Raw genomic sequence first — 25,597 nt, 5'->3', positions numbered from 1 at the left:
GCCGCGCCGTTGCAACGCCGCGCATTGCGCCAACAGGTCGCGCCAACAAAAAGCCCCGCTTTCGCGGGGCTCCCTGCAACTTGCACCAGCGTAGTGCTTAGTCGATGTCGAGGAACGAGCGCAGCTGCTCCGAGCGGCTCGGGTGACGCAGCTTGCGCAGCGCCTTGGCCTCGATCTGACGGATGCGCTCGCGCGTCACGTCGAACTGCTTGCCCACTTCTTCCAGCGTGTGGTCGGTGTTCATGTCGATGCCGAAGCGCATGCGCAGCACCTTCGCTTCCCGCGGGGTGAGGCCGGCGAGCACGTCGCGCACGGTTTCCATCAGGCCCGTTTCGGTGGCCGACTCGATCGGCGAGGACGCGTTGGTGTCCTCGATGAAATCGCCCAGATGCGAATCCTCGTCGTCGCCGATCGGGGTTTCCATCGAGATCGGTTCCTTCGCGATCTTCAGCACCTTGCGGATCTTGTCCTCGGGCATGTCCATTTCCTTGGCCAGCTCCTCCGGCGTCGGCTCGCGGCCGAACTGCTGCAGCATCTGGCGGGAAATGCGGTTCAACTTGTTGATCGTCTCGATCATGTGCACCGGGATGCGGATGGTGCGCGCCTGGTCGGCGATCGAGCGGGTGATGGCCTGGCGGATCCACCACGTGGCGTACGTGGAGAACTTGTAGCCGCGGCGGTATTCGAACTTGTCCACCGCCTTCATCAGGCCGATGTTGCCTTCCTGGATGAGGTCGAGGAATTGCAGACCGCGGTTGGTGTACTTCTTGGCGATGGAGATGACCAGGCGCAGGTTGGCCTCGACCATTTCCTTCTTCGCGCGGCGGGCCTTGGCCTCGCCGATCGACATGGTGCGGTTGATTTCCTTGATGTCGGTCAGCGGCAGGAACAGCTTGCGCTCGATGGCGGCGAGCTTTTCCTGCTCGGCGTCGATCGCTTCCTTGTGCGGCTTGATGTTCGGCGACCACTTCTGGCGCTTGCGGCCCAGCTCGTTCGCCCACTCGAGGTTGCCCTCGTTGCTGGGGAAGGTCTTGAGGAACTCGGCCTTGGGCATCTTCACGTGCTTAACGAAGATGTCCATCAGCACGCGCTCGTGGTGGCGGATGTCGTTCACCACGTCGCGCAGCTTGCGCACGAAGCTGTCGATCAGCGCGGACGGCAGCTTGAGCTTGAGGAACTCCTCCGCCATCTGGTCGCGCAGCTTGGTGACCTTCTTGTCGTTGATGTCGGTGGCCTTGGGGGCCGCCTTCTGGAACTTGCCGTAGTAGTCGCGCAGCAGCTCCATGCGGCGCTTGACCTCTTCCGGGTCCGGACCGGACGGGCCGGCGTCCTCGTCCTCAGCGCCACCTTCGACGTCGTCTTCGTCTTCATCGACTTCGGACTCGTCCACTTCGGCGTCGGCCGCGGCGGCCTGGGCCGCGTCGGCGGCCTCTTCCAGGTCGGCGAAGCCGGCCAGGATTTCGCTGAGGCGGCGCTTGCCGTCCAGATGCTGGTCGTATTCCTCGAGCAGCAGCTCGATGGTCAGCGGGAAGCTGGCCAGCGCGGTCTGCACCTGGCCCAGGCCTTCCTCGATGCGCTTGGCGATGGCGATTTCGCCCTCGCGGGTGAGCAGCTCGACCGTGCCCATCTCGCGCATGTACATGCGCACGGGGTCGGTGGTGCGGCCCACTTCGGAGTCCACGGCCGACAGCAACGCCACGGCTTCTTCCGCGGCGGCCTCGTCGTCGGTGGACGCGCCGGGGGCGTTGTCCGAGAGCGGGTCGGAATCCGGGGCGGCATCGTGCACTTCGATGCCGACGCCCTTGAGCACCGCCATGATGTCTTCGATCTGCTCCGGATCGACGATGTCGTCGGGCAGGTGGTCGTTGATCTCGGCGTAAGTCAGGTAGCCCTGCTCCAGACCCTTGGAGATGAGCGCCTTGATTTCAGACTGTTGCTCAGGAGCTTTGTTATTCATACCTACCGCCGCGTATGCAGGAACCGATCAGTATACCGATGTGATGCTTTTTTGACCAGTTTTCAAGGAAGAAAAAGAGGAAGGCCGATACGCAAAAATCGCGCCAAATCGGCATCTTCCGGTGATTTCGTGGATGCGGGCCCAGCCACGGCGAGGAACGGAGCGCTCATGGGGTCTCCAGCCAGAAGGTGACCGGGCCGTCGTTGACCAGATGTACCTGCATATGGGCGCCGAAGCGTCCGATTTCCACCCTGGGGTGCGCCGCGCGGGCCAGTTCGACCAGCCGGTCGAACCAGCGGCGGCCCTCGTCCGGGGTGGCGGCGCGGGTGAAGCTGGGCCGCATGCCCGAGCGGGTGTCGGCCGCCAGGGTGAACTGGCTGACCAGCAACAGCTCGCCGCCAGTGTCAGCCAGGGAGCGGTTCATGCGACCCTGTTCGTCGGCGAACACGCGGTAGCCGAGCAGGCGTTCCAGCATGCGCTTCGTGCGCGCCTCGTCGTCGCCCGGCTGCACGGCGACCAGCGCCAGCAGGCCGGGCCCGATGGCGCCCACGGTGGTGTTTTCGACGTCGACACGGGCGGACAGGACGCGCTGGATCAGGGCGATCATCGATGAGGTAACGGCAGGAGGAGGCGAAAGCTTAGCTCGGCGCGGTAGCCTTCGACGCAGGGAACGGGAAGGGGCGACCATCCGTTGACGGCTGACCCCGGCGCGCGGGCGGTTCGTTACACTGCGTCGCCCATGCGATTCGACATCTACTTTCTCTACCTCCTCCTGCGCCTGTTCGGCCTGCTGCCGCTGCGCGTGCTGCACGCCATCGGCGCGGGCATCGGCCGCCTCTCGCTGGCGCTGCGCAGCGGCACGGCGCACACCACGTCGGTGAACCTCAAGCTGGTGCGTCCCTCGCTGGACGATGAGGCGCACGCCGCCCTGCTGCGCCAGGTGATGGAAGACAGCGGCCGCTCCGCCACCGAGATCGCCAAGATCTGGGGCAACGACGCCGAGCGCGCGCTGGACATGGTGCGCGAGGTGCGCGGCGAGGCCTTGTTCGATGCCGCGCTGGCCTCGGGCAAGGGCGTGATCATCGCCGCGCCGCACCTGGGCTGCTGGGAACTGCTCAACTACTGGCTGTGCCGCAAGACGGCGATGGCCATCCTCTACCGGCCCCCGCGCATCGCCGCGATCGAAGGCCTGCTGCGCAAGGTGCGCGGCGCGCTGGCGCCGGAGCAGGTGCGCGCCGAGGGCGCCGGCGTGCGCACGCTGTACAAGCGACTGGCGGCAGGCGGCACGGTGGGCATCCTGCCGGACCAGAAACCGCGCGCGGGCGAGGGCGAAGTGGCGCCGTTCTTCAGCCAGAACGCCCTGACCATGGTGCTGCTGCCCCGGCTGGCCGCGCGCACCGGCGCGACGGTGCTGTTCGCCTTCGCCGAACGCCTGCCCCGCGGCGAGGGTTTCCGCATCCACCTGATGCCGGCGCCGGAAGGGCTGGCTGACGGGGACCTTGCCGTCGCCTGCCGCGCCCTCAACCAGGGCGTAGAGAACTGCGTGGAACTGGCCTTCTCGCAGTACCAGTGGCACTACAAGCGGTATTCGTCGGATACGTGGCGCAGCCCGTATGACTAGAAACGAGTGAAGAGGAGTGAGAAAACAGAGAGAGCACGGCGCTCGTCTCTCACTTCTCACTACTCTTTACTCACTCCTGCTTCTCCAGTCGCCGCAGGAATACGGTCATTTCCTTTTCCGCCTGCTTGTCGCCGCGCGCCTGGGCGGCGCTGATGCCTTGCCGCCAGGCGTCGGCTGCACCGTTCTTGTCATCCACGGCAAGGCAGGCCTTGCCCAGCAGTTTCCAGGCGGCGGAATAGCCCGCGTCGAAGGCGACGGCCTGGCGTAACTCCGGAATCGCTGCGGCCGCATCGCCTGCATTGAGCAGGGCGTTGCCCAGCGAGAAGCGCAGCAGCGCGCCATCGCGCGGCCCGCCGCACTGCGCTCGTAGGTTGGCGATCAGGGCGTCGTTCATTGCAGGGCGCGCACGCGCCACTCGTCGACCTGGTAGACCCGGGTCGGATGCGGCGGCTCCGCCGGCACGCGTCCGGCGCGCAGCTCGGCCAGCGACTTCGCCGGCCAGATCACCACCCAGGTCGAGCGGAACGGCTGCACCAGCAGGGCGTAGCGCAGCGAGTCGTTGGTGAGCTTTTCCGGATGCTCCACGATCAGCCCATCGGGATGCGCCTGCGCGAACTGCTGCAGCGATTCGCCTTCGTACAGGCGCTCGATGGAGTGAGTGAGGCGACCGGCGAAATGGAACTGCCCCTCGTAGTTGCCGAGCATGCCGATGGCGCGGTTTTCCGCGTCCGCCGCGCCCAGCAGCTGGGACGACGGCCGCAGGTCGAAGTTCTGCCACATGGTCAGGGTGAATAGCGTGTTGAGCGCCAGCGTGCCGACCAGGCCGGCGAAGGCGAGGCGGCGCATTTCACCGCGGCCGCGCAGCAGCAGCAGCGCGCCCAGCAGCACGAACACCACGCTGAAGAAACGGCTGTAGCGCTGGGTGGTGTCGAACCATTCGCCGTGCAGGTCGTTGTGCGACACCAGCACCGGCAGCACGAACAGGAACACGCCGAACAGGATGCCGCCCACGCCCAGCGGCCAGGTGCCCAGCCACGGGTTGTTGGCCAGCGCGGGCCGCTGGTCGCGCAGCGCCGCGATGGCTCCCGCGATCAGCAGGGCGGCGCCGGCGTATTCGGGCAGCGGGTAATACAGCTGCTTGCCGCTGATGAAGGAGAACACCACCATCACCGGCACCAGCCAGCACAACGCGAAGCGCAGGCCGGCGTCGAGCGGGCGGCGCAGCGTGATCAGCGCGGCCCAGGCGCGCGGCCAGCCGCTGAAGGGGAACAGCAGCGCCGGGATCATCGGCAGATACCACCAGAACGGGCGCGCGTGGTCGAACGCGTTGACCACGCGTCCGGCCGTCTGCGTGAAGAACAGGCGCTGGCGGTACGCCTCGCCGCCGCTGAAGCCGGCCGGCAACGCCCAGGCCAGCAGCATCGCGCCGCCCAGCAGCAGCGCCAGCACGCCGCGCGCATACCAGCGCGCGCGGTTGTCGCGCGCCCAGTCGTTCCACAGCGGGCCAAGCAGGAACGGAAAGGCCACGTGCAGGAACATCACCGGGCCCTTGGTGAGCAGGCCCGCGCCCACGCACAGGCCGAACAGCACCCAGCGCGGCTCGGCGCGCCGCGGCTTGGGCGTCAGGCACAGCAGGGCCGCCAGCACCCACACGGCCAGCAGCACCTCGTACATGATCTGCAGACCGAACAGGAACGCGTAGCCCAGCGCCAGCAGCATCCACGGCGCGCCCTTGGCCACCCACGGGCGGTTTGGAAACAGCCGCTGCGCCAGCACGGACACCAGCACCAGCTGCGTGCCGCCGAAGATCACCTCGAGCACGCGTGGCCACACGTCGTTCACGCCAAACACGAACCAGCCGGCGTGGATCAGCCAGAACAGCAGCGGCACCTTTTCGCTGTACGGCGCGCCATTGATGTGCGGCACCAGCCAATGGTGCTGGTTGAACATTTCCCACGCCACCGCGAGGGTGCGCGTGGAGTACAGCGGCATGGGGCCGTGCGAGAAGATCGCCAGCAGGGCGACCAGCGTCCACAACGGCAGCCAGGGCCAGAGGGAGCGCAGGTGTTCGGAGCGGCTATAGCTGCTGGATGCCACGGGCAGTCTTCTTGATGGGATTGAGACGGATTCTATCGCGAGCCAAGCCTGCTCCACGCTGACCCGGCCATCCGACCGCGCCGTGCAGCCTTACCAGCCCGCCGGCCCCCAATAGCCGATACGGCGCCGGATCTTGAGTTTTCGCCACAGATTCCACGGCTTACGGCGACGATTGCGCCCGCCCGCCGCGATGAAGTCGTCGATGGCCTGCAGGATGCGCTCGCTCGAATGGCCGTCGCGGTAGGGATGGATGGCGTCGCCGTATTCGCGGATGGCCTGCATCAGTTCGGGCGGCCGCGACAGCGCCCGCTCGATGGCCGGCTCGAACTGGGCGGCATCGTCGATGTCGATCAGCTGCGGTCCGGGCCGGCGGTTCTTGAACGTCACCACGGGCTTGCCGGTGAGCAGGAACTCGTTGAGCGCGGAGGACGTATCCGAGCACATCATGTCCACCTGCGGGAACAGCTCGAGGATGTTGTCGTTTTCGGCGAACGTCAGGTACTCGTTCTGCAGCGCCTTGTACTTGGCCACCGTGTCCGGGTTCATCTTCGGATGGAAGGTGACGATCCAGCGCCAGCGACCGTCGCGCGAGAGGCGCTTCACTTCCTCGTACAGGGTTTCCGCCGCGCTCCACGAGGGAGAGAAGGTGGAGTGGTAGAGGATGACGGGCGGCTGGCGCACCGGCGGGATCGGCCCGGTGATTTCCCGCATGAAGGGGTCGATCTTGGGGAAGCCCGTTTCGACCACGGAAAAATGCCCCACGCGATCGGCGATGGCCTTGAACTGCGCCGTGTCGCGCGGGCCGGTGGTGCAGTAGAGGTCGAAGAAACCGCGCACGTAGATGTGGCGCGGCTTGCCCGCGTCGAAGCCGTGGAAAGTTTCCACCTTCACGCCGGGGAAGAAATGCGGCACCGCATTGCTGGAGGTGATGACCGCGCGCGGCTTCCACGCGCGCACTTCCTCCACCGTGAGCAGGCGCTCGCCTTCCACCAGGTCTTCGGCGCCGGGGCCGTCGAAGAACCAGGCGGCTTCGTCGCCGCGCGCGCGGATGGCGTCCTGCACGGGACGGAGAATGGCCAGCGCGTAGCGCTCGGAGCCGTAGAGAAGGTAATGCTGTTTGGGAGCGGGCTGCTTGCTCATCGATCGATGCCGTGGCGGAGAAGGGCGTCCGCACCGTATTGCACAGAAGCGGGGTTGCGGCGCATTTCGTAGTAGCGCATGCGCTTGTAGGCGGCGTAGGAGGCGGCGGTCTGGGCGATCACGAAGCCGCGCCAGCCGTCGAGAAAACCCAGCCGCAGGACATAATCCTTGATGAAGGCCAGCAGGTATACGAATGGCGTCTGCCACATGCGCACCGGCTTGCCCTTCTCCAGCCAGTCGCGGCATTTGAGTTCCGCATAGCGCAGCACCTTGATCTGCTTCTGCGGCAGGCTGGGGTTGTTCTCGTGGTTGAAGCTGGCCTTGAGCGTGACCGACGGGCCATCGAAACGCAGCGATTCGTGCACGCGCACGTCCGCCCAGCGGGCACGGTCGCGATGGAACAGGCGGGCCATCTTCTCGCCCATCGCCGGCAGGTACCAGCGCATCGGTGCGCCCATGAAGATGGTGGCGCGCCGCAGGTAGGCCGCGCAGGCGTCGCTGGCCATCAGGGCGGGCAGTCGCTGCATCAGCTCGTCGGCCAGCTCGGGCGAGAGGTATTCGTCGGCGTCCAGCGCCAGGATCCAGTCGTTACTGCACTGCGTGGTAGCGAAATTGCGCTGCGGGCCGAAGCCCAGCCAGTCCTGGTGCACCACGCGGGCGCCGTGCGCCTGGGCGATGGCGACCGTGTCGTCGGTGCTGCCGCTGTCGATGACCAGCTTCTCGGCCGCGAACGGCACGCTGTCCAGGCAACGCCCAATGCAGCTGGCCTCGTTGTAGGTAATGACCACGAGGGTCAGCGGGAAGGTTTGCATCTGGCCATTCTAGGGCCTGCGGCACTGCGCGGGCAGCGACGGCGGTAACGCTAAATGAGGCCTCGTTTCGCTAATATGCGGCCCTCGCACACGGCACGGGGCCGCGCGCGAGGCCTTGGCGGGAACGCCCGCAGGGCTGGATCGTGGACCAGTCGGTCGTATGTGACGCACCGGCGATCTGCTGGAGGGTAGGAATGGCTGGGCAAGGCAATCTGGTACTCGGCATGGCCACCGGCTATGCCGCCAAGGACTTGCGTCCTTTCGTGCAAAGCCTGGCGATGACCGGTTTTCAGGGCCGGCTGGCGCTGTTCGTATACAAGGACCAGTGCGAGCCTATCCGCGCCATGGCGCAGACCCATGCCCCTTCGCTGGAGCTGGACCTGGTGGTGGTCGACGGCATCCGCCGCTATGCCAAGTTCTGGCGTTCCTGCTTCAAGCGCCTGTTCGCGATGATGCCGGCCGAAGCCTCGCCCGCGCTCAAGCGCAGGATGCTGCGCTTCCAGGGCATGCCGCACATCACCCGCCATTTCCATTACGACGATTACCTGCGCACGCATCCGGGCTTCGACCACGTGATGCTGACCGACGTGCGCGACGTCGTGTTCCAGGCCGAGCCGTTCGAGCGGTACGAGGGCGGCCTGAGCGTGGGCATGGAGATCGAGTCGCTCACGCTCGCCGGCGAGTCGTACAACCGCAAGTGGATCCTGGGCGCGTATGGCGAGGACATGCTCCAGCGCATCGGCGCCCGGCAGATTTCCTGCGCCGGCGTGGTGATCGGCGATGCGCGCTCCATGCGCGAATACATCGACAAGATGCTGGCGGAGATCATGCGCCTGCCGTTCCGCATCACCAAGACGGCCAACTACGACCAGGCCCACCACAACAAATTGTTGTATTGCGATGAGCTGAGTATGCCCCGGCTGTGCCAGCCGCTAAGCTCGCGCATCGCCACGGTCGGCTGCATGCAGCCGGCCGATTTTTCGCTTTCGCCGGACGGCCTGCTGCTCAACGAGGATCGCCAGGTGGCGCCCATCGTGCACCAGTACGACCGTCATCCGTTGCTGGTGGATGCGTTCATGGCGAGGATCCTGACCTAGCCGTTCGCGCCCGCCGCGGCTTTATGCGGCATTACTGCGCCCGCGGGTAGCCTTGGGCGTTGCCGGCCGCGGGGTTGTCGCGGGTGAGACCAGAAAGACCAGCCAAGCCCATGCCCAAGTCCGCGAACAGCGTCTCCATGATCATCTCCACCTATAACTGGAAGGAGGCGCTCGCGCTGGTCTTGCGTGCCGTGGCCGCGCAGAGCCGGCTGCCCGACGAGGTGATCATCGTCGACGACGGCTCGCGCGAGGACACCGCCGAGCTGCTGCGCACCATCGCCCGCGACTTTCCGGTGCCGCTGCGCCATGTGTGGCAGCCCGACGAAGGGTTCCGCAAGGCGCGCATCCTCAACCGCGGCATTGCCGCCTCGCGGGGCGACTACATCATCCAGGTCGACGGCGACATGGTGATCCACCGCCATTTCGTGGCCGACCATCTGGCCCTGGCGCGGCCGGGGCGCTTCCTGCAGGGCACGCGCATCCGCACCACCGTCGAGGAAACCGCGCGGCTGATCGCCGGTGGCAAGCCGCGCTTCGGCTGGTTCACCGACGCCTATTTCCGCGACGACAAGGACCGCAGCACCTACCACTTCGGCCGCCGGCACCACACGCTGCGGCTGCCCTGGCTGGCGCGGCTCAAGTCGCGCTCCAGCGGCCACCCAATGGGCTGCAACGTGAGTTTCTGGCGCGAGGACCTGATACGGGTCAACGGCTATGACGAACGCATGCATGGCTACGGCAGCGAAGACCTGGAGATCGACCTGCGCCTGCGGCACGCCGGCCTGCGCCGCAGCCAGATCAAGTTCGCCGCGCTGGCGCTGCACCTGGAACACCGCAGCGTGGCGCCGCCGGACCCGGCCGACCCCAGCCTGCCCAACAACGTGCTGCTGTATGCCGCCCGCGACGCGGGGCTGATTCGCGCCGAGCACGGACTGGACGGCCATCTGGCCGATTTCGTCCAGCCCCCGGCGGACCTGCGGGACGAGGCGGCTGCTCGATGAACGACGTGCAGTTCAAGGCGGACGTGTCCGCTATCGGCTCCCTCGCCACGCAAGGCCCCGCCACGCGCTGGCTGCTGCGCCTGCTGGTGCTGGGCATGGTGTGGCTGATCCTGGGCATGGCCGTCATGCCGGCGGGCGCCTCGTACAACCCAGGCAAGATCTACCAGCGCGTGCTGGTGCTGATCTTGTATCTGCCGGCGCTGGTGCTGTTCATCGCGCGGCCGTCGCGCGGGCTGGATTTCTGGCGCCGTCCGCTGGTGCCCTGGGTCGTGCTGCTGCTGGCCTGGGGACTGCTCACGCTGGCCTGGGGACATACCGTCCGCCGGGCGGACGAAGCCGGGCACAACGTCAGCATCCTGTTGTTCCTGTTCGCGTGGCAGCAGGCCTTGGGTCGGGATGAGGACCTCACCCGGCGCCTGTTCGTGGGCTGCGGCCTGGCGATGGCGCTGGTGGCCGGCGTGGCCATCGTGCAGAGCCTGCTCGCACCCCAGCCGGATGGACGGCTGATTGGTTTCGGCGTGATGGGCAATTCCAACCTCGCTGCCGGCGGCATGGGCGCGGCCCTGCTGTGGCTGTGGCCGTGGCGCTTGGACGGCAAGCTGTGGCTGGCGGCCAAATGGCTGGCGATCGCCACGCTCGCCCTGTTCGTGCTGCTCACGCTCGGGCGCAGCGCCCTGGCTGCCTTGTTCCTGGCGCTGGTGGTGATGGTGCTGTGCCAGGGTGGCCGCCGCGCCTGGCTCTATGCCGGGCTGCTAGTCGGGCTGGGCGTGATCAGCGCCCTGGTCGGCGCGCAGATGCTGATGGCGCGCGGGTGGTCGCTGCGGCCGGAGATCTTCGCGCAGTCCATGCACCTGTTCCTCGAGCATCCCTGGCGAGGCCTCGGCGAAGGCACGCCGTTCACGTTCTCGGCGGGCGGCGAGGTGCTGACCCACGCGCACAACATGTACAGCCAGCTGGCGATCGAGCTGGGCATTCCCGGCCTCGTGCTGTGGACGGGCATCTGGCTGGCCGTGGGCTGGGCGGGCTGGCGCCACCGGCGCGAAGCGCTGGGCACGATCATCCTGGGCCTGTGGGTGTTCGGCACGGTGCTGGTGCAGTTCGACCTGCCCCACCTGATCGACAGCCCTCGCCCGGTCTGGCTGATCACCTGGCTGCCGCTGGCGCTTAGTCTGTCGCTGGACCGGCCTGCCGACAGGAGCGGCGCGAACGCGGCATGAAAGTCTCGCTGATCGTCATCACCTACAACTGGCCAGGCGCCCTCGAGGCCTTGCTGCGCAGCGTGGCTGCCCAGACCTGCCTGCCCGACGAAGTGCTGGTGGCGGATGACGGCTCCGGCGCGGAAACCGCCGCGTTGATCGATCGCCTGCAGCGGGATTTCCCCGTGCCGCTCCGCCACATATGGCATGAAGACAAGGGCTTCCGCGCCGCGCGTGCGCGCAATCGCGGCATCGCGGCGAGCCGTGGCGACTACGTGATCCTGCTCGACGGCGACATGCTGGTGCATCCGCACTTCGTCGCCGACCACCTGATGCTGGCCGAGCGCGGCTACTTCCTGCAGGGCGGGCGCATCAAGGCCACGCCCGAGGAATCGCAGCGCCTGCTCGCCGGCAAGGCGCCGGTGTTCGCGCCGTGGTCCACGGCCAACTTCGACGAATTCGACGGCACGCGCCGGCTGTACGCATTCCGCGCGCCCCTGCTCGCGCGCTGGAAGGCGCGTTCGCGCAACGGCGGCCGCGTGATGAGCTGCAACATGAGCTTCTGGCGCGACGACCTGCTGCGCGTGAACGGCTTCGACGAGCGCATGGAAGGCTACGGCGCCGAAGACCGCGAGCTGGCCGCGCGGCTGGAAAACGCCGGCCTGAAACGGCGCGCGCTCAAATGGGCCGCGCTCGCCGTGCACCTGTGGCACAACTCGCGTTCGCCGCCGGACGTCGACGACATGGACCTGCCGAACAATCGCCTGTTCCATGCCACGCGCACCGAGGGCATCACCTGGTGCGAGCGCGGCGTGAACCAGCACGTCGATCTGCTCGACGACGACGCGCACGCCGCATGAAGCTGCTCTACACGAACTTCCATGCGGGCGATGGCGGCGGCCACACCACCTATATCCGCGAGCTGGCGGCGGCGCTGGCGTCACGCCACGAGGTGCACGTGGCCGCTCCGCCCGGCAGCCGGCTCAACCGCGAGGCGCGTGCCTTGCCCGGCGTGTTCGTGCTGGACCAGCCGTTTCCCAACGGCCTGAACCGATGGAAGGCACGGCGACGCGCGCGCGCGCAGCTGGCCGACTATCTGCACCGGCAGGCCTTCGACATCGTCCACGTCAACGGCTCGGCCGACCATCGCCTGGTGCTGTCGGCGATGCCGCCGAAGCGGCCCGCGCTGGTATGGACCAAGCACAACTCCAAGCCCGTGCGCGGTATCGGCAACGCCTTGCGCGCGCGGCGCACCGATCTGGTGATCGCGGTATGCGAATGCACGCGCAGGGAACTGCTGCGCACCGCCTATCGCCGTTGCCGCATCGAAACCGTCTACAACGGCGTCGACGTCGAGCGCTGGTCGCCGTGGCCCGCCGACGCAGCGAAGGCGGAGCGCGCCCGCTGGAACGGCGGTGACGACCATCTGTTTCTGCTCGGAAGCAATGCCGGCACCGCCAGCTACAAGGGCTGGATGGACCTGATGGAAGCGCTGCCCCGGCTATCTGCCGACGTGCGCAGCCGGCTGCGCGTGCTTGTCGCCGGCGTGCCGCCGAAGGCAGACGAGCTCGAGCGCGTCGCGCAGCTCGGGCTGGCCGGGCAAGTGGTGTTTCCCGGCGTGCTGACCGATGCGCGCGGCATGGTCGCGGCGCTCGACGCGGGCTTCGTGCTCTCCTACGACGTGGAGACCATTTCGTTCGCGTGCCGCGAGATGATGGCGATGGGCAAGCCGGTGTTGCTGACGGACTACGCGGGGCTGCCGGAAAACATCCGCGAGGGAACCGATGGCTGGCTGGTGCCGGTGCGCGATCCGGATGCCATCGCTGCCGCGGTGACGCGGCTGGTGGAACAGCGCGATGCGCTGCCGGCGATGGGCGCGGTGGCGCGGGAACACGCCGAGCGGGAGTTCGGCCTGCCGTTGTTCGTGGGGCGCACCGAAGCCGCTTACGAGCGCTTGCTCGGCTTGCGGTAACACTGTTGCGCACCCTCTCCCCGTCGCGGGGAGAGGGTGCGAGCACCTTACGGCTTCGCCGGCTTCACGTACGTATTGAACAGCTCGTCGATACGACGGTATTCGTCGTACCACGAATCCGGATGCTGGAAGCCGTGGCGTTCCATCGGATACAGCGACATCCAGAAGTTGTTCTTGTGCAGCTCGATGAAGCGCTGGTACAGGCGAATGGTGTCGCTGGTCAGCACGTTGTCGTCGATCAGGCCGTGCTGCATCAGCAGCGGATCCTGCAGCTGGTCGGCGTAGTTGATCGGCGAGCTGATCCGGTACGACTCCGGGTCGAGCTGGGGATCGTTGAGGATGTTGGACGTGTACTCGTGGTTGTAGCTGGTCCAGTCAGTGACCGGCCGCAGCGCGGAGCCGGCGGCGAACTCACCCGGCGCGCGCAGCAGCGACATCAGCGTCATGAAGCCGCCGTAGCTGCCGCCGTACATGCCCACGCGCTTGGGGTCCACGCCGTGGTTCTTCACCAGCCACGCCTTGCCGTCGAGCAGGTCTTCCAGTTCCGGATGGCCCATCTGGCGGTAGATCGCCGTGCGCCATGCGCGGCCGTAGCCTTCGGAGGCGCGGTAGTCCATGTCCAGCACCACGTAGCCCTGCTGCACCAGCAGGTTGTGGAACATCTGTTCGCGGAAGTAGTTGGAGTACGACAGCGTGACGTTCTGCAGGTAGCCCGCGCCATGCACGAAGATCACCGCCGGACGCGACGCCGCGGCGGCTTCATCGGCCGGGCCGTAGTACTTCGCCCAGATGGTGCCCGCGCCGTGCGAGGACGGCACGCCGACGATCTTCGGCTGGATCCACGCGTGCGCGGTGAAGGCCGGCTTCATGGTGTTGGTGAGTTCGCGCGGCGTGCCGCCATCGACGCCCTGCACCGCCAACTGCGCCAGCGTGTACGGCGAGGAATGCAGCACCGCCAGCTGGCGGCCGTCCGGCGACAGCGCGAAGTCGTCCATGCCCTGGTACTGCGTGAGGCGCGCGAGTTCGCCGCCCGCGCTGGGCACGCGATAGACGTCGTAGCTGTACGGCGCGACCTGGTTGGTGCGCACGTAGAACCATTGGCCGTCTTCGCTCAGCGCCGGATGGCTCACTTCGAACGTGCCGCTGGTCAGCGCCTTGGCCTTGCCGCCGAGCGGCTTGGTGTAGAGCTGCGAGTAGCCGGTTTCCTCGCTGAGATACCACAGCGTGCGGCCGTCCTTGAGCCAGCCGAAATCGTTGAAGTTCCAGTTGATCCAGGCGTTGTCGGTGAGGCGGTGCTGGTTGACCAGCGCATGCTTGTCGAAGTCGACGCTGGCGATCCAGCGGTCCTTGTTGTCGATGGCGCGCAGCTGGATGGCGACGTTCTGGCCGTCGTCGCTCCACACGACGCCGCCACCGCCGCCGTCGTCGGCGTTGGAGACGATGCGCACCGCGCGCACGTCGGGCGCCTTCAGCGCTTTGGCCTCGTCGGCCTTGCCGTCCTTCTGCAGGGCGGCGATGGTCTTGGCGCGGATGTCCTTGAGCGGATCGTCCTTGATGCCAGGCAGGGCATCGGTCTTGAGCGGATAGAACTTGGCCGACTTCAGGTCCACCAGCACCAGCGACTGCGGCGCGGGATCGTCGTGCCCCACGTAGACGCGCGTTTCCTGCTGCTCGGCGTAGCCGGACTCGGTGACGTAGTGGGTGACTTCGGGGTGCTTGCCTTCCTTCGCGCCCTTGGGCTTGGTCACCACCACCATCCAGCGGCCATCGGGCGACAGCTCGGTGTCGGCCGGCTCGCCGCCTTCGCCCAGGTAGATGGGCTTGGGCGCGCGGCCCGGGTCGGCGGCCAGCATGGCCTCGTCGTTCGCGCGTGCGGCGTCCTTGTCCGACTTGTTCTCGCGCAGCGACTTGAACAGTTCCAGCTGCATGTCCTTGAGCTGGTCGGGCTTCTTTTCCTGCGGATCGTCGACGAAGCGCAGCACGGCGGCCGGGCCGCTCACGCCGGAGGCGAGGTCGTAGACGAACCAGTTGTTGCCCTGGCGGTATTGCAGGCTGCGGCCGTCGCTGGAGAAGCGCGGCGAGGATTCCGCCTCGGTCGAGCGGGTGACCTGCACGCGGCGGCCGCTGAAAAGGTCGACCATGAAGATGTCACCGTGCATCACGTAGGCGGCATGGCGATGCGCGCGGTCGTAGACCGACGGGCCTTCCGCCTGCGCCATGGCGGCGGGGTCGAGCTTCACGCTCTGGCCGCTGACCGGGTCCACGCGGTACAGGTCGCGCACCTTGCTGCCGTCGCGCTTGAGCGCGTAGTACAGGCTGTGGCCGTCCGCGCTCCAGTAGGGCTGTTCCACCGCGGCGCCGATCCAGTCGGGGCTGGCCATGATGGTTTCCAGGTCCAGCGCTCCGCCGGACGACGGGGGCGACAGGGCCGCCGCGGGCAGCGCGGCGAGGGCGGCAAGGCCGGCGAACAGCGTTCGGCGCATGGAGGGCTCCACAGTCAAAACGGGGCAGCATAGCCAAGCTCCGAAAGCGCACAAGCGCCGATGGTCCCGGTTCAAACTGATCGCCTAGGCAGCTAATCTTGGCGGTTACCCTGGGAGCCCACTCCGCGTACCGTGCATCCATGCCCTGTCGTCCCTGACGGCGGAACGTGCGTTTCGTGAGGTTCCCGCGCATGTCTTCGAGGCATGCTTCCCGCAGCCCCACGCCCGGCGAACCCTCATGCCCCTGCCCACCGTCGAGATCGAAACCGCCCCCAACCCCAGCCACAGCGTGATCTGGCTGCACGGCCTGGGTGCCGACGGCAACGACTTCGCGCCCATCGTGCCGGAGCTGGTATCGCCCTCGTGGCCCGCGCTGCGCTTCGTGTTCCCGCATGCGCCGGTGCGGCCGGTGACGGTGAACGGCGGCATGCCGATGCGCGCCTGGTACGACATCGTCGGCGTGGACCTGATTTCCCGGCAGGACGAGACAGGCATGCGCGCGTCCATCGCCAGCGTGGAGGCGCTGATCGCGCGCGAGAACGAACGCGGCGTGCCGACCGCGCAGATCCTGCTGGCCGGCTTCTCGCAGGGCGGCGCCATCGCGCTGTCGGCCGGGCTGCGCCATGCGGAAAAGCTCGCGGGCGTGATCGCCCTGTCCACCTACCTGCCCCTGCAGGAGGCGTTCGTCACCGAACGCAGCCTCGCCAACGCGCAGACGCCCGTGTTCTGGGGCCACGGCACGGCCGACCCCATCGTTCCGCTCACGCGCGGCGTGAATTCGCGCGACCTGCTGCAGTCGCTGGGTTACCTGGTGAGCTGGCATACCTATCCCATGCCGCATTCGGTATGCGGCGAGGAAGTGGCCGACCTGCGCCAGTGGATGACCACGCGGCTGGAAGCCTGAGCGGACGCGACTACGCTCAAGAAAGCTCTGATACGCATGCGGCATACTTCCGCCCATGAGGGAGTCCACCACCGCCACACCGGCGCCTGCCCGCGGCGATCATCGTCCGCTGCCTGATTTCTGCAGCGGGCCGGTGATCTTCGCGCTGCTGATCACGGCGTCCATCACCGTGACCGTGATGTGGCTGGCGCCCAACAACAGCCACGGCTGGCGCGGCTATTCCATCGGCATGCTGTTCGCCGACTGGCTGGCGGTGGTGATCGGCGTGGCCCTGTGCAAGCTGCGACCGCTGTTCGAGCGGCTGCCCGGCCATGCGTCGTACGCGGGCGTGTGGCTGGCGATGGTGCTGATCGTCGCCGCCGGCAGCGCCGTGGTGTACTGGATGGACGGCGCCATGCAGATGGAGCTGCTGCGCGATACCGCCGGCGACTTCGTCCTCAACAACACGGTGATCGCCGCGCTGCTCGGCGCGGCGATGCTGCGCTACTTCTACCTGCTCGCGCAGTGGCAGACCCGGCTGGAGGCCGTTTCGCAGGCGCAGGTCGCCGCGTTGCAGGCGCGCATCCGCCCGCACTTCCTGTTCAACAGCATGAACACCGTCGCCGCGCTGGTGCGGGTCGACCCGGCAGCGGCGGAACGCTGCGTGGAAGACCTCTCCGAACTCTTCCGCGCCGCGCTGGGCGAACACGGCACGCGCGACGGCACGCTGCGCGAGGAGCTCGGCCTGGTCGATCGCTACCTCGACATCGAACAGCTGCGCCTGGGCGAACGCCTGCGCGTGCGGCGCGAGCTGGACGATGTTCCCGACGACTTTCCCTTGCCGCGCCTGCTGCTGCAGCCCCTGGTGGAGAATGCCGTGCGCCACGGCATCCAGCCGCTGCGCGAAGGTGGCGAGGTGATCCTGCGCGGCCGGCGCGAGCGCGACGGCCTCGTCATCGAAATCGACAACCCGCTGGCCGGCACGCCCGCCCCCGGCGGCCACGGCCATGGCCTGGACAACGTGCGCCGTCGCGTGGCCTATCGTTTCGGCCCACGCGCCGGCGTGATCTCCGGTCCGCGCGGCGACCGTTTCGTCGTGCGGCTTGAACTGCCTACACCCTGAACCGATGCGCGTACTCATCGTTGACGACGAACCCCTCGCACGAACCCGCCTGGCCGCGCTGCTCGGCGACTGCGCCGACGTGGAAGTCGTGGGCAGCGTGGCCGACGGCGAAGCCGCGCTCGAAGCACTGGGCGACCTGCAACCGGATGTATTGCTGCTGGACATCAACATGCCCGGCATCAGCGGCACCGCGCTCGCCCAGCGCCTGGCCGCGCGCAAGCGCCCGCTGGTGGTGTTCTGCACCGCCTATGAAGGCCACGCGCTGCAGGCGTTCGAACTGGGCGCGGTGGACTACCTGCTGAAGCCCGTGCGCCTGGAACGGCTCAACGAAGCCCTGCAGCGCGCGCGCCTGCGCCTGCAGCAGGCGCCGCGCGACACCGGCGGCTACCTGCACGGCCGCCTGCGTGGCGAGCAGGTGCGCGTGGCGCTGGACGACGTCGTCTGCCTGCTGGCGGAAGAGAAATACGTGGTGGTGCAGCATCGCGGCGGCCAGCTGCTGCTGGAGGATTCGCTGCGCCAGCTGGAAGAGGCCTATCCCGAGACCCTGATCCGCCTGCACCGCAACTGCCTGGTGCCCGCGCAGCGTCTGATCGGCCTGAAGACGCTCAACGACGGCCGCGTGCTCGCGCGGCTGGGCGGCACGGAACTGATGCCGGAAGTGAGCCGGCGCAATCTGCCGGCGTTGCGCAAGCTGTTGCGCATGGGGTGATGCGGCAGTGGTGTGTCACCGCGTCTTGCGCACGCTGACGCCTGTCCACCATCTCGCGCAAGCGAGCTACCCCTCACCGTCATTCCGGCGCAGGCCGGAATCCAGTCACGAAAGTGGTCGGTTATCGCGTGACCTCAAAGCGTTTGGCTCTTTCGCGAAAGCCGTGCCGTGACGCCACTGGATTCCGGCCTGCGCCGGAATGATGGTGAGGGGACATGTGCGTTGATGGGAAGAGAGCGCCTTCAGCGCGAAGCCAGCTCCCTCATCGCCGCGTCATCGCCCTGCGTCGCATAGCCGATCAGCTGTCGGATCAGCACACGCTCGCTCGGGGTCCAGTGCAGGGTGGTGCGCAAGGTGGCGTTGTCGGTGCCGAAGCGCACCGGATCGCTCTTGGCCGCCGCGCGATACCAGGCCAGCGCCGCGTCGCGCTGGCCCGACGCGGTATAGGTCAGCGCCATCGCCATCGGCACCCATTGCGGCCGCTGTTCCGGACGCAGGGAGAGATTGCGCTGGAAGGCTTCCAGCGCGCAGGCCGGATCGCCCAGGTTGATCATGCTCCAGCCATAGGCCCACAGCAGCCGGCGATCGTTCGGCTTGATGCGCAGGGCGCGGTGGAAGTTGATCTGCGCCGCGCTCGCGCGATGCGTGCTCGCCGCCAGCCAGCCTTCGTCGGTGAGCTTGCGCACGGGCGAGATATCGGGAAACGCGCCGGGATAGCTTCCCTGGTGAAAGGGCGAGGCTTCAGGCAGCCCGCGCGCGGTGACATCCGGGTCGGTGTAGGGGCGGCCGTCCGGCATCAGCACCGGCAGCATCGTGCTCGCGTGAGCCGCGAGCGCCACGCCGCCCGCGATGGCGAAAACCAGGGTGCAAACCATCCTGCGGATCTTCATGACAACACTCCTTGCTGTCCCCATCCCGATATCAGCATAGTCCTAGCTGCGACTGCGTACCTAATGCAGCCGCGACAATAATTACGCCACAATGCCGTCCCCAACGAAGCCGCGCGCAACGCCTCGCACGAGATCCCCATGACGCCCACCCTGCTGCGTATCGCCACCCGCAAGAGCGCGCTCGCCCTTTGGCAGGCCGAACACGTCGCCGCGGAATTGCGCATCGCGCATCCGGGGCTGGTGGTGGAGCTGGTGCCGCTGTCGACGCGCGGTGACGAGATCCTCGACAAGCCGCTGGCCACCATCGGCGGCAAGGGGCTGTTCCTCAAGGAACTGGAAGTGGCCATGCTGGAAGGCCGCGCGGACCTCGCGGTGCATTCGCTGAAGGACGTGCCCGCCGACCTGGAACCGGGCTTCAGCTTGCCGGCCATCCTTCCCCGCGCCGATGCCGCCGATGCGTTCGTGAGCAACGACTACGCCGATCTCGCCGCGTTGCCGCTGGGCGCGCGCGTGGGTACCTCGTCGCTACGGCGGCAGGCGCAGCTGCGCGGCGTGCGTCCCGACCTGACCCTGCTCGACCTGCGCGGCAATGTCGGCACGCGGCTGTCCAAGCTCGACGCCGGCCACTACGACGCGATCCTGCTCGCCTGCGCGGGGCTCGAGCGGCTCGGGCTTGCCTCCCGCATCCGCGGCCGCCTTTCCGCGCCGGATTGGCTGCCCGCGCCGGGGCAGGCGGCCATCGCCATCGAAGCCCGCTCCGATCAACCCGAGGTGCTGGACCTGCTGCGCGCGCTGGACGATGCCCAGACGCGGCTGGCGGTGACCGCCGAGCGCGCCATGAACCAGGCCCTGGGCGGCAGCTGCACCGTGCCCGTGGGCGCGTGGTGCACCGTCACCGAGCGCGGCCTGCATCTGCAGGGCATGGTCGGCGACGTCAGCAGCGGCCGCCTGCTGCAGGCCCAGGCCGAAGCGGAGGGCGACCAGGCCGACGCGCTGGGCAAGCGCGTGGCGCAGGCCTTGTTCGATCTGGGCGCCGGCCCGCTGCTGGGCCGCTGAAAAGACAGCGGGAAGAGCGGCAATGGCCGCTCGTCCCCGCACTCGCGTGACTCAGAAGTTGTAGACCAGGTTGGTCGTCACCAGCGAATCGGTGCTCTGCGTGCCCGGCTGGACGTCGCTGTTGTAGCGCACCTGGTAGCCGAGCTTGAGCGCCATCTTGCGCGTCATGCTGACCGACAGGCCGATGTCGTTCTGGTAGTACTTGTTGTCCGAGCCCGCTTCGATCAGCAGCGTGTCTTCCACGGCCGTGTTGTCGGTGAGACGGTACTTGTAGTTGATCAGGCCACGGCCGACCGCTTCGCTCACGGTGTCCTGGCGCACCTTCACCGTCTGGGTGGCGGTGGTGCCGTCGGGCTGGGTCACCGTCACCGACTGGTCGACGTCGGCCGGGCGATAACGCTTGTAACCGGGACCGACTTCGAACGACAGCTCGGTGCGGTCGGTCTTGAGCGCCACATAGCCGTAGCCCACCGACACGATGCCCTGCCACAGGTTGGCGCCGAAGTCGTCGTGCTCGTAACGCAGCGCGGTCACCACGTAGCTGCGCGGGTCGAGCTTGTAGCCCACCGAGGCGCCGGTGTCATAGCGGTTGGCCGTGGTGGTGAGGCGGTCGACCGTGTTGCCCTGCGCGTCCTGCACCTGCACTTCGCCCTTGGAGCGCAGGCCGTTGAGGAAGAAGTTGTTCTTCCACAGGTCGTTTTCCTGGTTCAGGCCGAGCTTGGCGTTGACGTTTTCCGAGCGGGAATTGCCATAGGAGGATGCGAAACCGAATTCGCCCGAACCCGTCCACCCGCCGTTGTTGGCCGGATTGGGGGATGACGTGTCGTCGGCCTGAGCGCCAAAACTGACCAGCGCCGCGAGCAGGGCGCCCGCCATCAGGGTCTTGTTCATGTGCAGTTGTTCCTTTTTCGTTAAAACGGCAGCACGCCACCTTAGCGGGGCGGATTGAACTGCCTGTGAACCGGGGACGTGGGTGTTCATCGCTGGCGCGCGACGGGCCCCTCGGGGCCGTCTGGCAAGGCTGCCAGGGCTTCATCATACAAACTAAGCTCGGTCGCCATACCCACGGTGCAGCTGACGGCGGCCAGCAGGGCCAGGCTGAGCCAGCCGGTGCCGAAGCTCATCAGCAGCAGTGCGACGCTGGGCACCGCGTAAACCAGCAGGGCGGCGAGGAAACGCCCCGGCTGCAGCTCCAGCCGCCCCCGTGGCATCTGCGCCCGCTGCAGCGCCGCCTGCCAGCGCAGGCTTTCCACCAGGCCGCGCAGCAGCGCCAGCGCCAGCAGGCCGACGATCCAGGCCAAGCCATGCAGACCGGCACCATCGTTGTCCTGGCCGGCCGCGCACAGCCACAGCCACAAGCCGCCGCCATAAGTGGCGGACACCACGCGGCTCAGCGGCAACTGCGTGGCGAGGTGATGATCGATGCCCGGCGCCTGCCGGCGGGCATCCGCGTAGGCGGTGACGATCAGGCTGCACAGGCTGCAGAGCGCCATGGCCGCGCCGGAGAGGCGCGTGGCCCAGAACGTGTTGTCCCCGCGCGCCAGGCCGGCCACCGCCAGCACGGGAAGACAGCAGCCGAGCGCGATCAGCGCATCGCGCGTGGGCCGCGAACCCTTGCCGATGACCCAGCCGTGCCAGTGCGGCATCCAGCGCGAATGCACGCACGCCGCGAACACGCCCACAGCGATCAGCAGTGCGCCCAGCGCGATCGGCACCAGCACGTCGCCGCGGCCATCGGGATAGACCCCCACCGCCAGCGCGAGCCCCAGCACCATCCACAGGCCGAAGCCGGCATAGCCGCCGACGTGCAGCAGCGTCGCCGCCAGCGGTCGCGGCCGCGCCCGGACGGGGGCCTGTCCGTAGCCCGTGGTGTCAGTCCTTTGAGCGGAATGGCGCGGCTTCATGAGCGTGGTGTCTTTTGTACGTGAAGAGTAGATCACGCGCATGTGACCGCGGCGTGGTGTTGATGAATTTCACCGTCGGTTGGACTTGCGGCTGCCGCCAACGGTGCGCATGCTACGCGGAGGCAGCCGTCGAAAAACATTTCATGGATCGTTACGAGCGCATTCTGACCCTGCACCGACTGCTCAAGTCGGCGCACTATCCCGTGCCTCTGCCTCGTCTGATGGACGAGCTGGAGTGCTCGCGAGCGACGCTGTACCGCGACGTGGCGCTCCTGCGCGATGCGCTGGGCGCGCCGATCGAGAGCGCCGGCGGCGAGCATGCGGCGTTCCGCTACGCGGTGGGCGAAGGCGAGCGTTTCGAATTGCCGGGGCTGTGGCTCACCTCCGACGAACTGGCCGCGCTGCTTGCCCTCAACGAACTGATCGGCCGCAGCGGACCCGGCGTCCTGGCCGGTGCGCTCGCGCCGTTCAAGGCACGCATCGAACACCTGCTGTCCGACCAGGGCACCGGCAAGACGCTGCCCATCGAACGCATCCGCGTGATCGCCTGGGGAGAGCGCAAGCTCGACCAGCAGGTGTTCCGCGTGGTGGCCGGCGCCGTGCTCGAGCGCAAGCAGCTGCGCTTCCGCTATCGCGCGCGCACTACCAATGCCGACAGCCACCGCCGCGTGTCGCCGCAGCGCCTGACCCACTATCGCGACAACTGGTACCTCGACGTGTGGGACCACGACCGCGAGGCGCTGCGCAGCTTTGCGGTGGACCGCATCGCCGAGCCGCAGGCGCTGGAGGAAGCCGCCCGCGACGTGCCCGAGCAGGAGCTCAACGACGCGCTGGCATCCAGCTACGGCATCTTCGCCGGCAAACCCAAGGCCTGGGCCACGCTGCGCTTCTCGCAGCACGCGGCGCGCTGGGTGGCCGACGAGCACTGGCATTCGCAGCAGAAGGGCGAGTGGCTGCCGGACGGCCGCTACGAACTGCAGGTGCCCTATTCCAACTCCAAGGAACTGCTGATGGACGTGCTCAAGTACGGTCCGGATGCGGAAGTGGTCGCGCCGCTGTCGCTGCGCGAGGAGATGAAGATCCAGCTGCAGCTCGCGCTGGGTAGCTATAAGTGAGAGGAACGGGTAAAGAGGAGTGAGAAACGAGAGAAGCGCGTGACGGTGCGCTCTTCTCTGGTTTCTCACTTCTCTCTCTTCACTTCTCAGCCGTGTATTCATGAGCGCCACCGATATCGCCGATCCCTCGACGCTTCCCGCGGATGCTGCCGCCACCAGGAAACCGACCATCGCGCTCGCGCTTGGTTCCGGGGGCGCAAAGGGTCTGGCGCACATCGGCGCCATCGAGGAAATCGAGGCGCACGGCTACGAGATCGTCGCCATCGCGGGCACCTCCATGGGCGCGCTCATCGGCGGCATCTACGCCATGGGCAAGCTGGACGTGTATCGCGACTGGGTTTGCTCGCTGGCGAAGATGGACGTGCTCAAACTGGTCGACTGGACGCTGTCCGGCGGCGGGCTGATCAAGGGCGAGCGCATCATCGAGACCATGCGCGGCCTGATCGGCGACGCCGCCATCGAGGACCTGCCGCTGGCCTATACCGCCGTGGCGACCGACCTGGATCGCGAACGCGAAGTCTGGCTCACGCGCGGCTCGCTGTTCGACGCCATCCGCGCGTCCATCGCCATTCCCACCATTTTCCGGCCACAGACACTGTCCGAGCGGCGCCTGATCGACGGCGGCCTGCTCAACCCCGTGCCGGTGACGCCGCTGATCCGCGAGCCGGCGGATTACCTGTTCGCGGTGAGCATGGATGGCCCGCCGGAGTCGGGGTCTCCAGACGAAGTCTCCGCCACGCCCACGGCGGGCAGCGACAGCTATCGCTCGCGCATCGGCGAATTCATCGGCAAGCTGATGCCGCATGGCAGCGACAAGCCGCGCGAACCAGGCATGCTGGAACTGCTCATGCAATCGATGGACCTGATGCAGGCGAATCTGTCGCGGTTGCGCCTGGCGGCCTACGAACCGGACCTGTTGATCCGCATGCCGCGCAACGTCGCGACGGTCTACGAGTTCTATCGCGCGACCGAACTGATCGAGATGGGACGTCGGCAGGCGCGCGAGGCGTTGGCCAACTGGCAGCCCGCGCATGCAGGGCAGTTCACCGGGCGGCCGTGACGCGTCAGCGCGCGTGTTCCTTCAGCAAGGCGTCGAGGTAGCACTTCAAGGCCACCGCGTTGTTGTGCTCTTCGTCGTGCGCGCCGAACAGCAAGGTGACGCGATGGCGCGCGGCCTGCGTGAGCAAGGGCCGCCAATACTCGGCGACGGCATCGAGCTCCGATGCGTAGCGATGCCGGAACGCTTCCCAGCGCGCGGGATCGTGGCCGAACCATTTGCGCAGCGCGGTGGACGGCGCCAGCTCCTTGCTCCACGCGTCCAGCGCCGCATCGTCCTTTTTCAGCCCGCGCGGCCAGAGGCGATCCACCAGCACGCGATAGCCATCGCTTTTGGCCGGCGGGTCATAGACGCGCTTGACGGCAATGCTCATGGGCGGGCGGTCTCCCAAAGCAGGGATCATCAGCATACGCCGATGAAGAGCGTGTCGAAGCCCGGTTACCCGCAAGCGCGCCAGCGCAAAGCGCGGCGACTCAGATCTCTTCGACCTGGGTCACCTTGCCACGGCGCATGAGCCACGCCACGCCGCGCAGATCGGCAATGCCCACCCACAGGCGATCGAGCATGCCGTACTTGGACGTGCCCGCCGTGCGCGGGCGATGGCCCACCGGCACGCTGGTGCTCTGGAAGCCCGCGCGTTTCACCAGCGCCGGCAGATAGCGGTGCATGTGGTCGAAGTAGGGCAGGCGCAGGAACACTTCGCGATCGAACAGCTTCAGGCCGCAGCCGGTATCGGGCGTGGAGTCCTTGAGCATGCGCGAACGCACCGCGTTGGCGATCTTGGAGGAAATGCGCTTGTTGAAGCTGTCGCGGCGCATGGTGCGCCAGCCGGCGAACAGGCGCACGTCCGGCGTGCTCTTGTCGCGCTGGGCGAGCAGCTTGGGAATGTCGGCGGGATCGTTCTGGCCATCGCCGTCCAGCGTGGCGATCCACGGCGAACGCGCCGCGCGCACGCCATTCCACACCGCCGTGCTCTGCCCGCTGCGCGTCAGGTGCCGCACGATGCGCAGCTCCGGATACTTCGGCTTCTCCGCCGCCAGCACGGCCACACTGTCGTCGCTGGAATCGTCGTCCACGTACACGACCTCGAAATCCACCTTGCCACGCAGGGCGGCGGCGATCTCGGCGAGCAGCGGCGGGATATTGTCGCGCTCGTTGAATACCGGCACGACGACGGACAGCTGGGGCATGGGGAGGGCCTTGTCTTGAACGGGAGGCGCGGGGCGCCAGGGCGCCATTCTAGTGGGTGGAGCGCTTGGCGTCAGGGGCAAGAGGGGTGGCGAGGATGTCGCGGAAGGGATGGCCGCTGTGGATAACCGTGCCCATAGCTCCCTCCCCCCTCCGGGGAGAGGGTTGGGGTGAGGGGCGGGTGCTCGCCTCAGGGCTTCAACTTTGCCGTCATCCAGGCAAGCACCAAGCGTCTAGCGGGCAACAAAAAAGCCGCCCCATCGGAGCGGCTTCGCGAGATTGACCCCTCACCCCAG

The 25,597-nt window shown here is 67.5% G+C and carries 24 protein-coding genes; 12 read left to right on the top strand and 12 right to left on the bottom strand.

All coding sequences use genetic code 11. From position 1 onward, the window contains the following. Positions 1-97 precede the first annotated feature (97 nt). On the bottom strand, positions 98-1,957 hold the full coding sequence (rpoD, locus tag BDW41_RS14645) for an RNA polymerase sigma factor RpoD (protein ID WP_074549657.1): 1,860 nt from the start codon (positions 1,955-1,957) through the stop codon (positions 98-100). A 166-nt stretch (positions 1,958-2,123) separates the two neighbouring features. Continuing rightward, positions 2,124-2,564 carry a D-aminoacyl-tRNA deacylase gene (gene dtd / locus BDW41_RS14640; RefSeq protein WP_074549655.1) on the bottom strand — a complete coding sequence of 147 codons (441 nt, stop codon included), beginning with the start codon at positions 2,562-2,564 and terminating at the stop codon, positions 2,124-2,126. 132 nt (positions 2,565-2,696) lie between these two features. On the opposite strand from dtd, the gene BDW41_RS14635 reads away from it, so the two are divergent. Beyond that, positions 2,697-3,578, top strand: a complete 882-nt coding sequence (locus BDW41_RS14635; RefSeq protein WP_074549653.1) for a lipid A biosynthesis acyltransferase — start codon at positions 2,697-2,699, stop codon at positions 3,576-3,578. 70 nt (positions 3,579-3,648) lie between these two features. Here the strand turns inward: BDW41_RS14635 and BDW41_RS14630 are convergent, their stop codons facing one another. The 4 genes from BDW41_RS14630 to BDW41_RS14615 all read right to left on the bottom strand — a co-directional run bounded on the left by BDW41_RS14630 (position 3,649) and on the right by BDW41_RS14615 (position 7,627). After that, a complete protein-coding gene (locus tag BDW41_RS14630; protein WP_074549651.1) occupies positions 3,649-3,972 on the bottom strand; it encodes a hypothetical protein in 324 nt (107 codons plus the stop codon). Further along, the gene (locus BDW41_RS14625; RefSeq protein WP_074549649.1) at positions 3,969-5,675 is read right to left on the bottom strand and encodes a glycosyltransferase family 39 protein; all 1,707 of its coding nucleotides are present in this window, start codon (positions 5,673-5,675) and stop codon (positions 3,969-3,971) included. Before BDW41_RS14625 ends, BDW41_RS14630 begins: the two co-directional genes overlap by 4 nt. Positions 5,676-5,765: 90 nt before the next feature. Next, positions 5,766-6,815: a CDP-glycerol glycerophosphotransferase family protein gene (locus BDW41_RS14620; RefSeq protein ID WP_074549647.1), complete on the bottom strand. Its 1,050-nt coding sequence runs from the start codon at positions 6,813-6,815 to the stop codon at positions 5,766-5,768. Next, on the bottom strand, positions 6,812-7,627 hold the full coding sequence (locus BDW41_RS14615) for a glycosyltransferase family 2 protein (protein ID WP_074549645.1): 816 nt from the start codon (positions 7,625-7,627) through the stop codon (positions 6,812-6,814). The genes BDW41_RS14620 and BDW41_RS14615 overlap by 4 nt, the downstream gene beginning before the upstream one ends. Before the next feature lie 194 nt (positions 7,628-7,821). Here BDW41_RS14615 and BDW41_RS14610 point away from each other — a divergent pair, with 194 nt between their 5' ends. The 5 genes from BDW41_RS14610 to BDW41_RS14590 all read left to right on the top strand — a co-directional run bounded on the left by BDW41_RS14610 (position 7,822) and on the right by BDW41_RS14590 (position 12,893). Beyond that, the gene (locus BDW41_RS14610; RefSeq protein WP_074549643.1) at positions 7,822-8,724 is read left to right on the top strand and encodes a hypothetical protein; all 903 of its coding nucleotides are present in this window, start codon (positions 7,822-7,824) and stop codon (positions 8,722-8,724) included. A 137-nt stretch (positions 8,725-8,861) separates the two neighbouring features. Beyond that, positions 8,862-9,725: a glycosyltransferase family 2 protein gene (locus BDW41_RS14605; RefSeq protein ID WP_233496879.1), complete on the top strand. Its 864-nt coding sequence runs from the start codon at positions 8,862-8,864 to the stop codon at positions 9,723-9,725. After that, entirely contained in the window at positions 9,722-10,942 is a 1,221-nt protein-coding gene (locus BDW41_RS14600) for an O-antigen ligase family protein (RefSeq protein WP_074549639.1), read from the top strand. The genes BDW41_RS14605 and BDW41_RS14600 overlap by 4 nt, the downstream gene beginning before the upstream one ends. Next, entirely contained in the window at positions 10,939-11,781 is an 843-nt protein-coding gene (locus BDW41_RS14595) for a glycosyltransferase family 2 protein (protein WP_074549637.1), read from the top strand. Before BDW41_RS14600 ends, BDW41_RS14595 begins: the two co-directional genes overlap by 4 nt. After that, positions 11,778-12,893 (top strand): glycosyltransferase family 4 protein, encoded by a 1,116-nt coding sequence (locus BDW41_RS14590; RefSeq protein ID WP_074549635.1) that lies wholly within the window; start codon positions 11,778-11,780, stop codon positions 12,891-12,893. The genes BDW41_RS14595 and BDW41_RS14590 overlap by 4 nt, the downstream gene beginning before the upstream one ends. 47 nt (positions 12,894-12,940) lie before the next feature. On the opposite strand, the gene BDW41_RS14585 is transcribed toward BDW41_RS14590, so the two are convergent. Beyond that, on the bottom strand, positions 12,941-15,376 hold the full coding sequence (locus tag BDW41_RS14585; protein WP_074549633.1) for a prolyl oligopeptidase family serine peptidase: 2,436 nt from the start codon (positions 15,374-15,376) through the stop codon (positions 12,941-12,943). 238 nt (positions 15,377-15,614) lie between these two features. Here BDW41_RS14585 and BDW41_RS14580 point away from each other — a divergent pair, with 238 nt between their 5' ends. From BDW41_RS14580 to BDW41_RS14570, 3 genes are read left to right on the top strand one after another with little or no spacing between them, the layout of a single operon-like run. Further along, positions 15,615-16,280, top strand: coding sequence for an alpha/beta hydrolase (locus tag BDW41_RS14580; RefSeq protein WP_074549631.1), 666 nt, complete (start codon positions 15,615-15,617; stop codon positions 16,278-16,280). A gap of 55 nt (positions 16,281-16,335) precedes the next feature. After that, positions 16,336-17,382 carry a histidine kinase gene (locus BDW41_RS14575; protein WP_074549629.1) on the top strand — a complete coding sequence of 349 codons (1,047 nt, stop codon included), beginning with the start codon at positions 16,336-16,338 and terminating at the stop codon, positions 17,380-17,382. Between the two features lie 4 nt (positions 17,383-17,386). Continuing rightward, positions 17,387-18,091 (top strand): LytTR family DNA-binding domain-containing protein, encoded by a 705-nt coding sequence (locus BDW41_RS14570; RefSeq protein ID WP_074549627.1) that lies wholly within the window; start codon positions 17,387-17,389, stop codon positions 18,089-18,091. A gap of 242 nt (positions 18,092-18,333) precedes the next feature. Here the strand turns inward: BDW41_RS14570 and BDW41_RS14565 are convergent, their stop codons facing one another. Further along, a complete protein-coding gene (locus BDW41_RS14565; RefSeq protein WP_074549625.1) occupies positions 18,334-18,981 on the bottom strand; it encodes a hypothetical protein in 648 nt (215 codons plus the stop codon). Between the two features lie 138 nt (positions 18,982-19,119). On the opposite strand from BDW41_RS14565, the gene hemC reads away from it, so the two are divergent. Then, the gene (hemC, locus tag BDW41_RS14560) at positions 19,120-20,037 is read left to right on the top strand and encodes a hydroxymethylbilane synthase (RefSeq protein WP_074549623.1); all 918 of its coding nucleotides are present in this window, start codon (positions 19,120-19,122) and stop codon (positions 20,035-20,037) included. Positions 20,038-20,088: 51 nt separating this feature from the next. Here hemC and BDW41_RS14555 read toward each other — a convergent pair whose 3' ends face one another. Both BDW41_RS14555 and BDW41_RS14550 read right to left on the bottom strand, forming a co-directional pair. Beyond that, on the bottom strand, positions 20,089-20,928 hold the full coding sequence (locus BDW41_RS14555) for a DUF481 domain-containing protein (RefSeq protein WP_074549621.1): 840 nt from the start codon (positions 20,926-20,928) through the stop codon (positions 20,089-20,091). 86 nt (positions 20,929-21,014) lie between these two features. Beyond that, positions 21,015-21,941, bottom strand: a complete 927-nt coding sequence (locus tag BDW41_RS14550) for a hypothetical protein (protein ID WP_074549619.1) — start codon at positions 21,939-21,941, stop codon at positions 21,015-21,017. A gap of 143 nt (positions 21,942-22,084) precedes the next feature. Between BDW41_RS14550 and BDW41_RS14545 the strand changes: the two genes are divergently transcribed. Together BDW41_RS14545 and BDW41_RS14540 are read left to right on the top strand one after the other, a co-directional pair. Beyond that, the gene (locus BDW41_RS14545; RefSeq protein ID WP_110301613.1) at positions 22,085-23,056 is read left to right on the top strand and encodes a YafY family protein; all 972 of its coding nucleotides are present in this window, start codon (positions 22,085-22,087) and stop codon (positions 23,054-23,056) included. Between the two features lie 100 nt (positions 23,057-23,156). Continuing rightward, positions 23,157-24,116 (top strand): patatin-like phospholipase family protein, encoded by a 960-nt coding sequence (locus tag BDW41_RS14540; RefSeq protein ID WP_074549615.1) that lies wholly within the window; start codon positions 23,157-23,159, stop codon positions 24,114-24,116. Positions 24,117-24,120: 4 nt separating this feature from the next. On the opposite strand, the gene BDW41_RS14535 is transcribed toward BDW41_RS14540, so the two are convergent. Then, on the bottom strand, positions 24,121-24,486 hold the full coding sequence (locus tag BDW41_RS14535; protein WP_074549613.1) for a DUF488 family protein: 366 nt from the start codon (positions 24,484-24,486) through the stop codon (positions 24,121-24,123). A gap of 100 nt (positions 24,487-24,586) precedes the next feature. Then, entirely contained in the window at positions 24,587-25,303 is a 717-nt protein-coding gene (locus BDW41_RS14530) for a glycosyltransferase (protein WP_074549611.1), read from the bottom strand. Positions 25,304-25,597: the final 294 nt, after the last annotated feature.

The organism is Dyella sp. AtDHG13 (genome assembly GCF_003201105.1).
GTDB lineage: Bacteria > Pseudomonadota > Gammaproteobacteria > Xanthomonadales > Rhodanobacteraceae > Dyella > Dyella jiangningensis_B.
The sequence above is the reverse complement of the archived record's forward strand: the minus strand, read 5'-3'. Positions and strand labels throughout refer to the sequence as shown.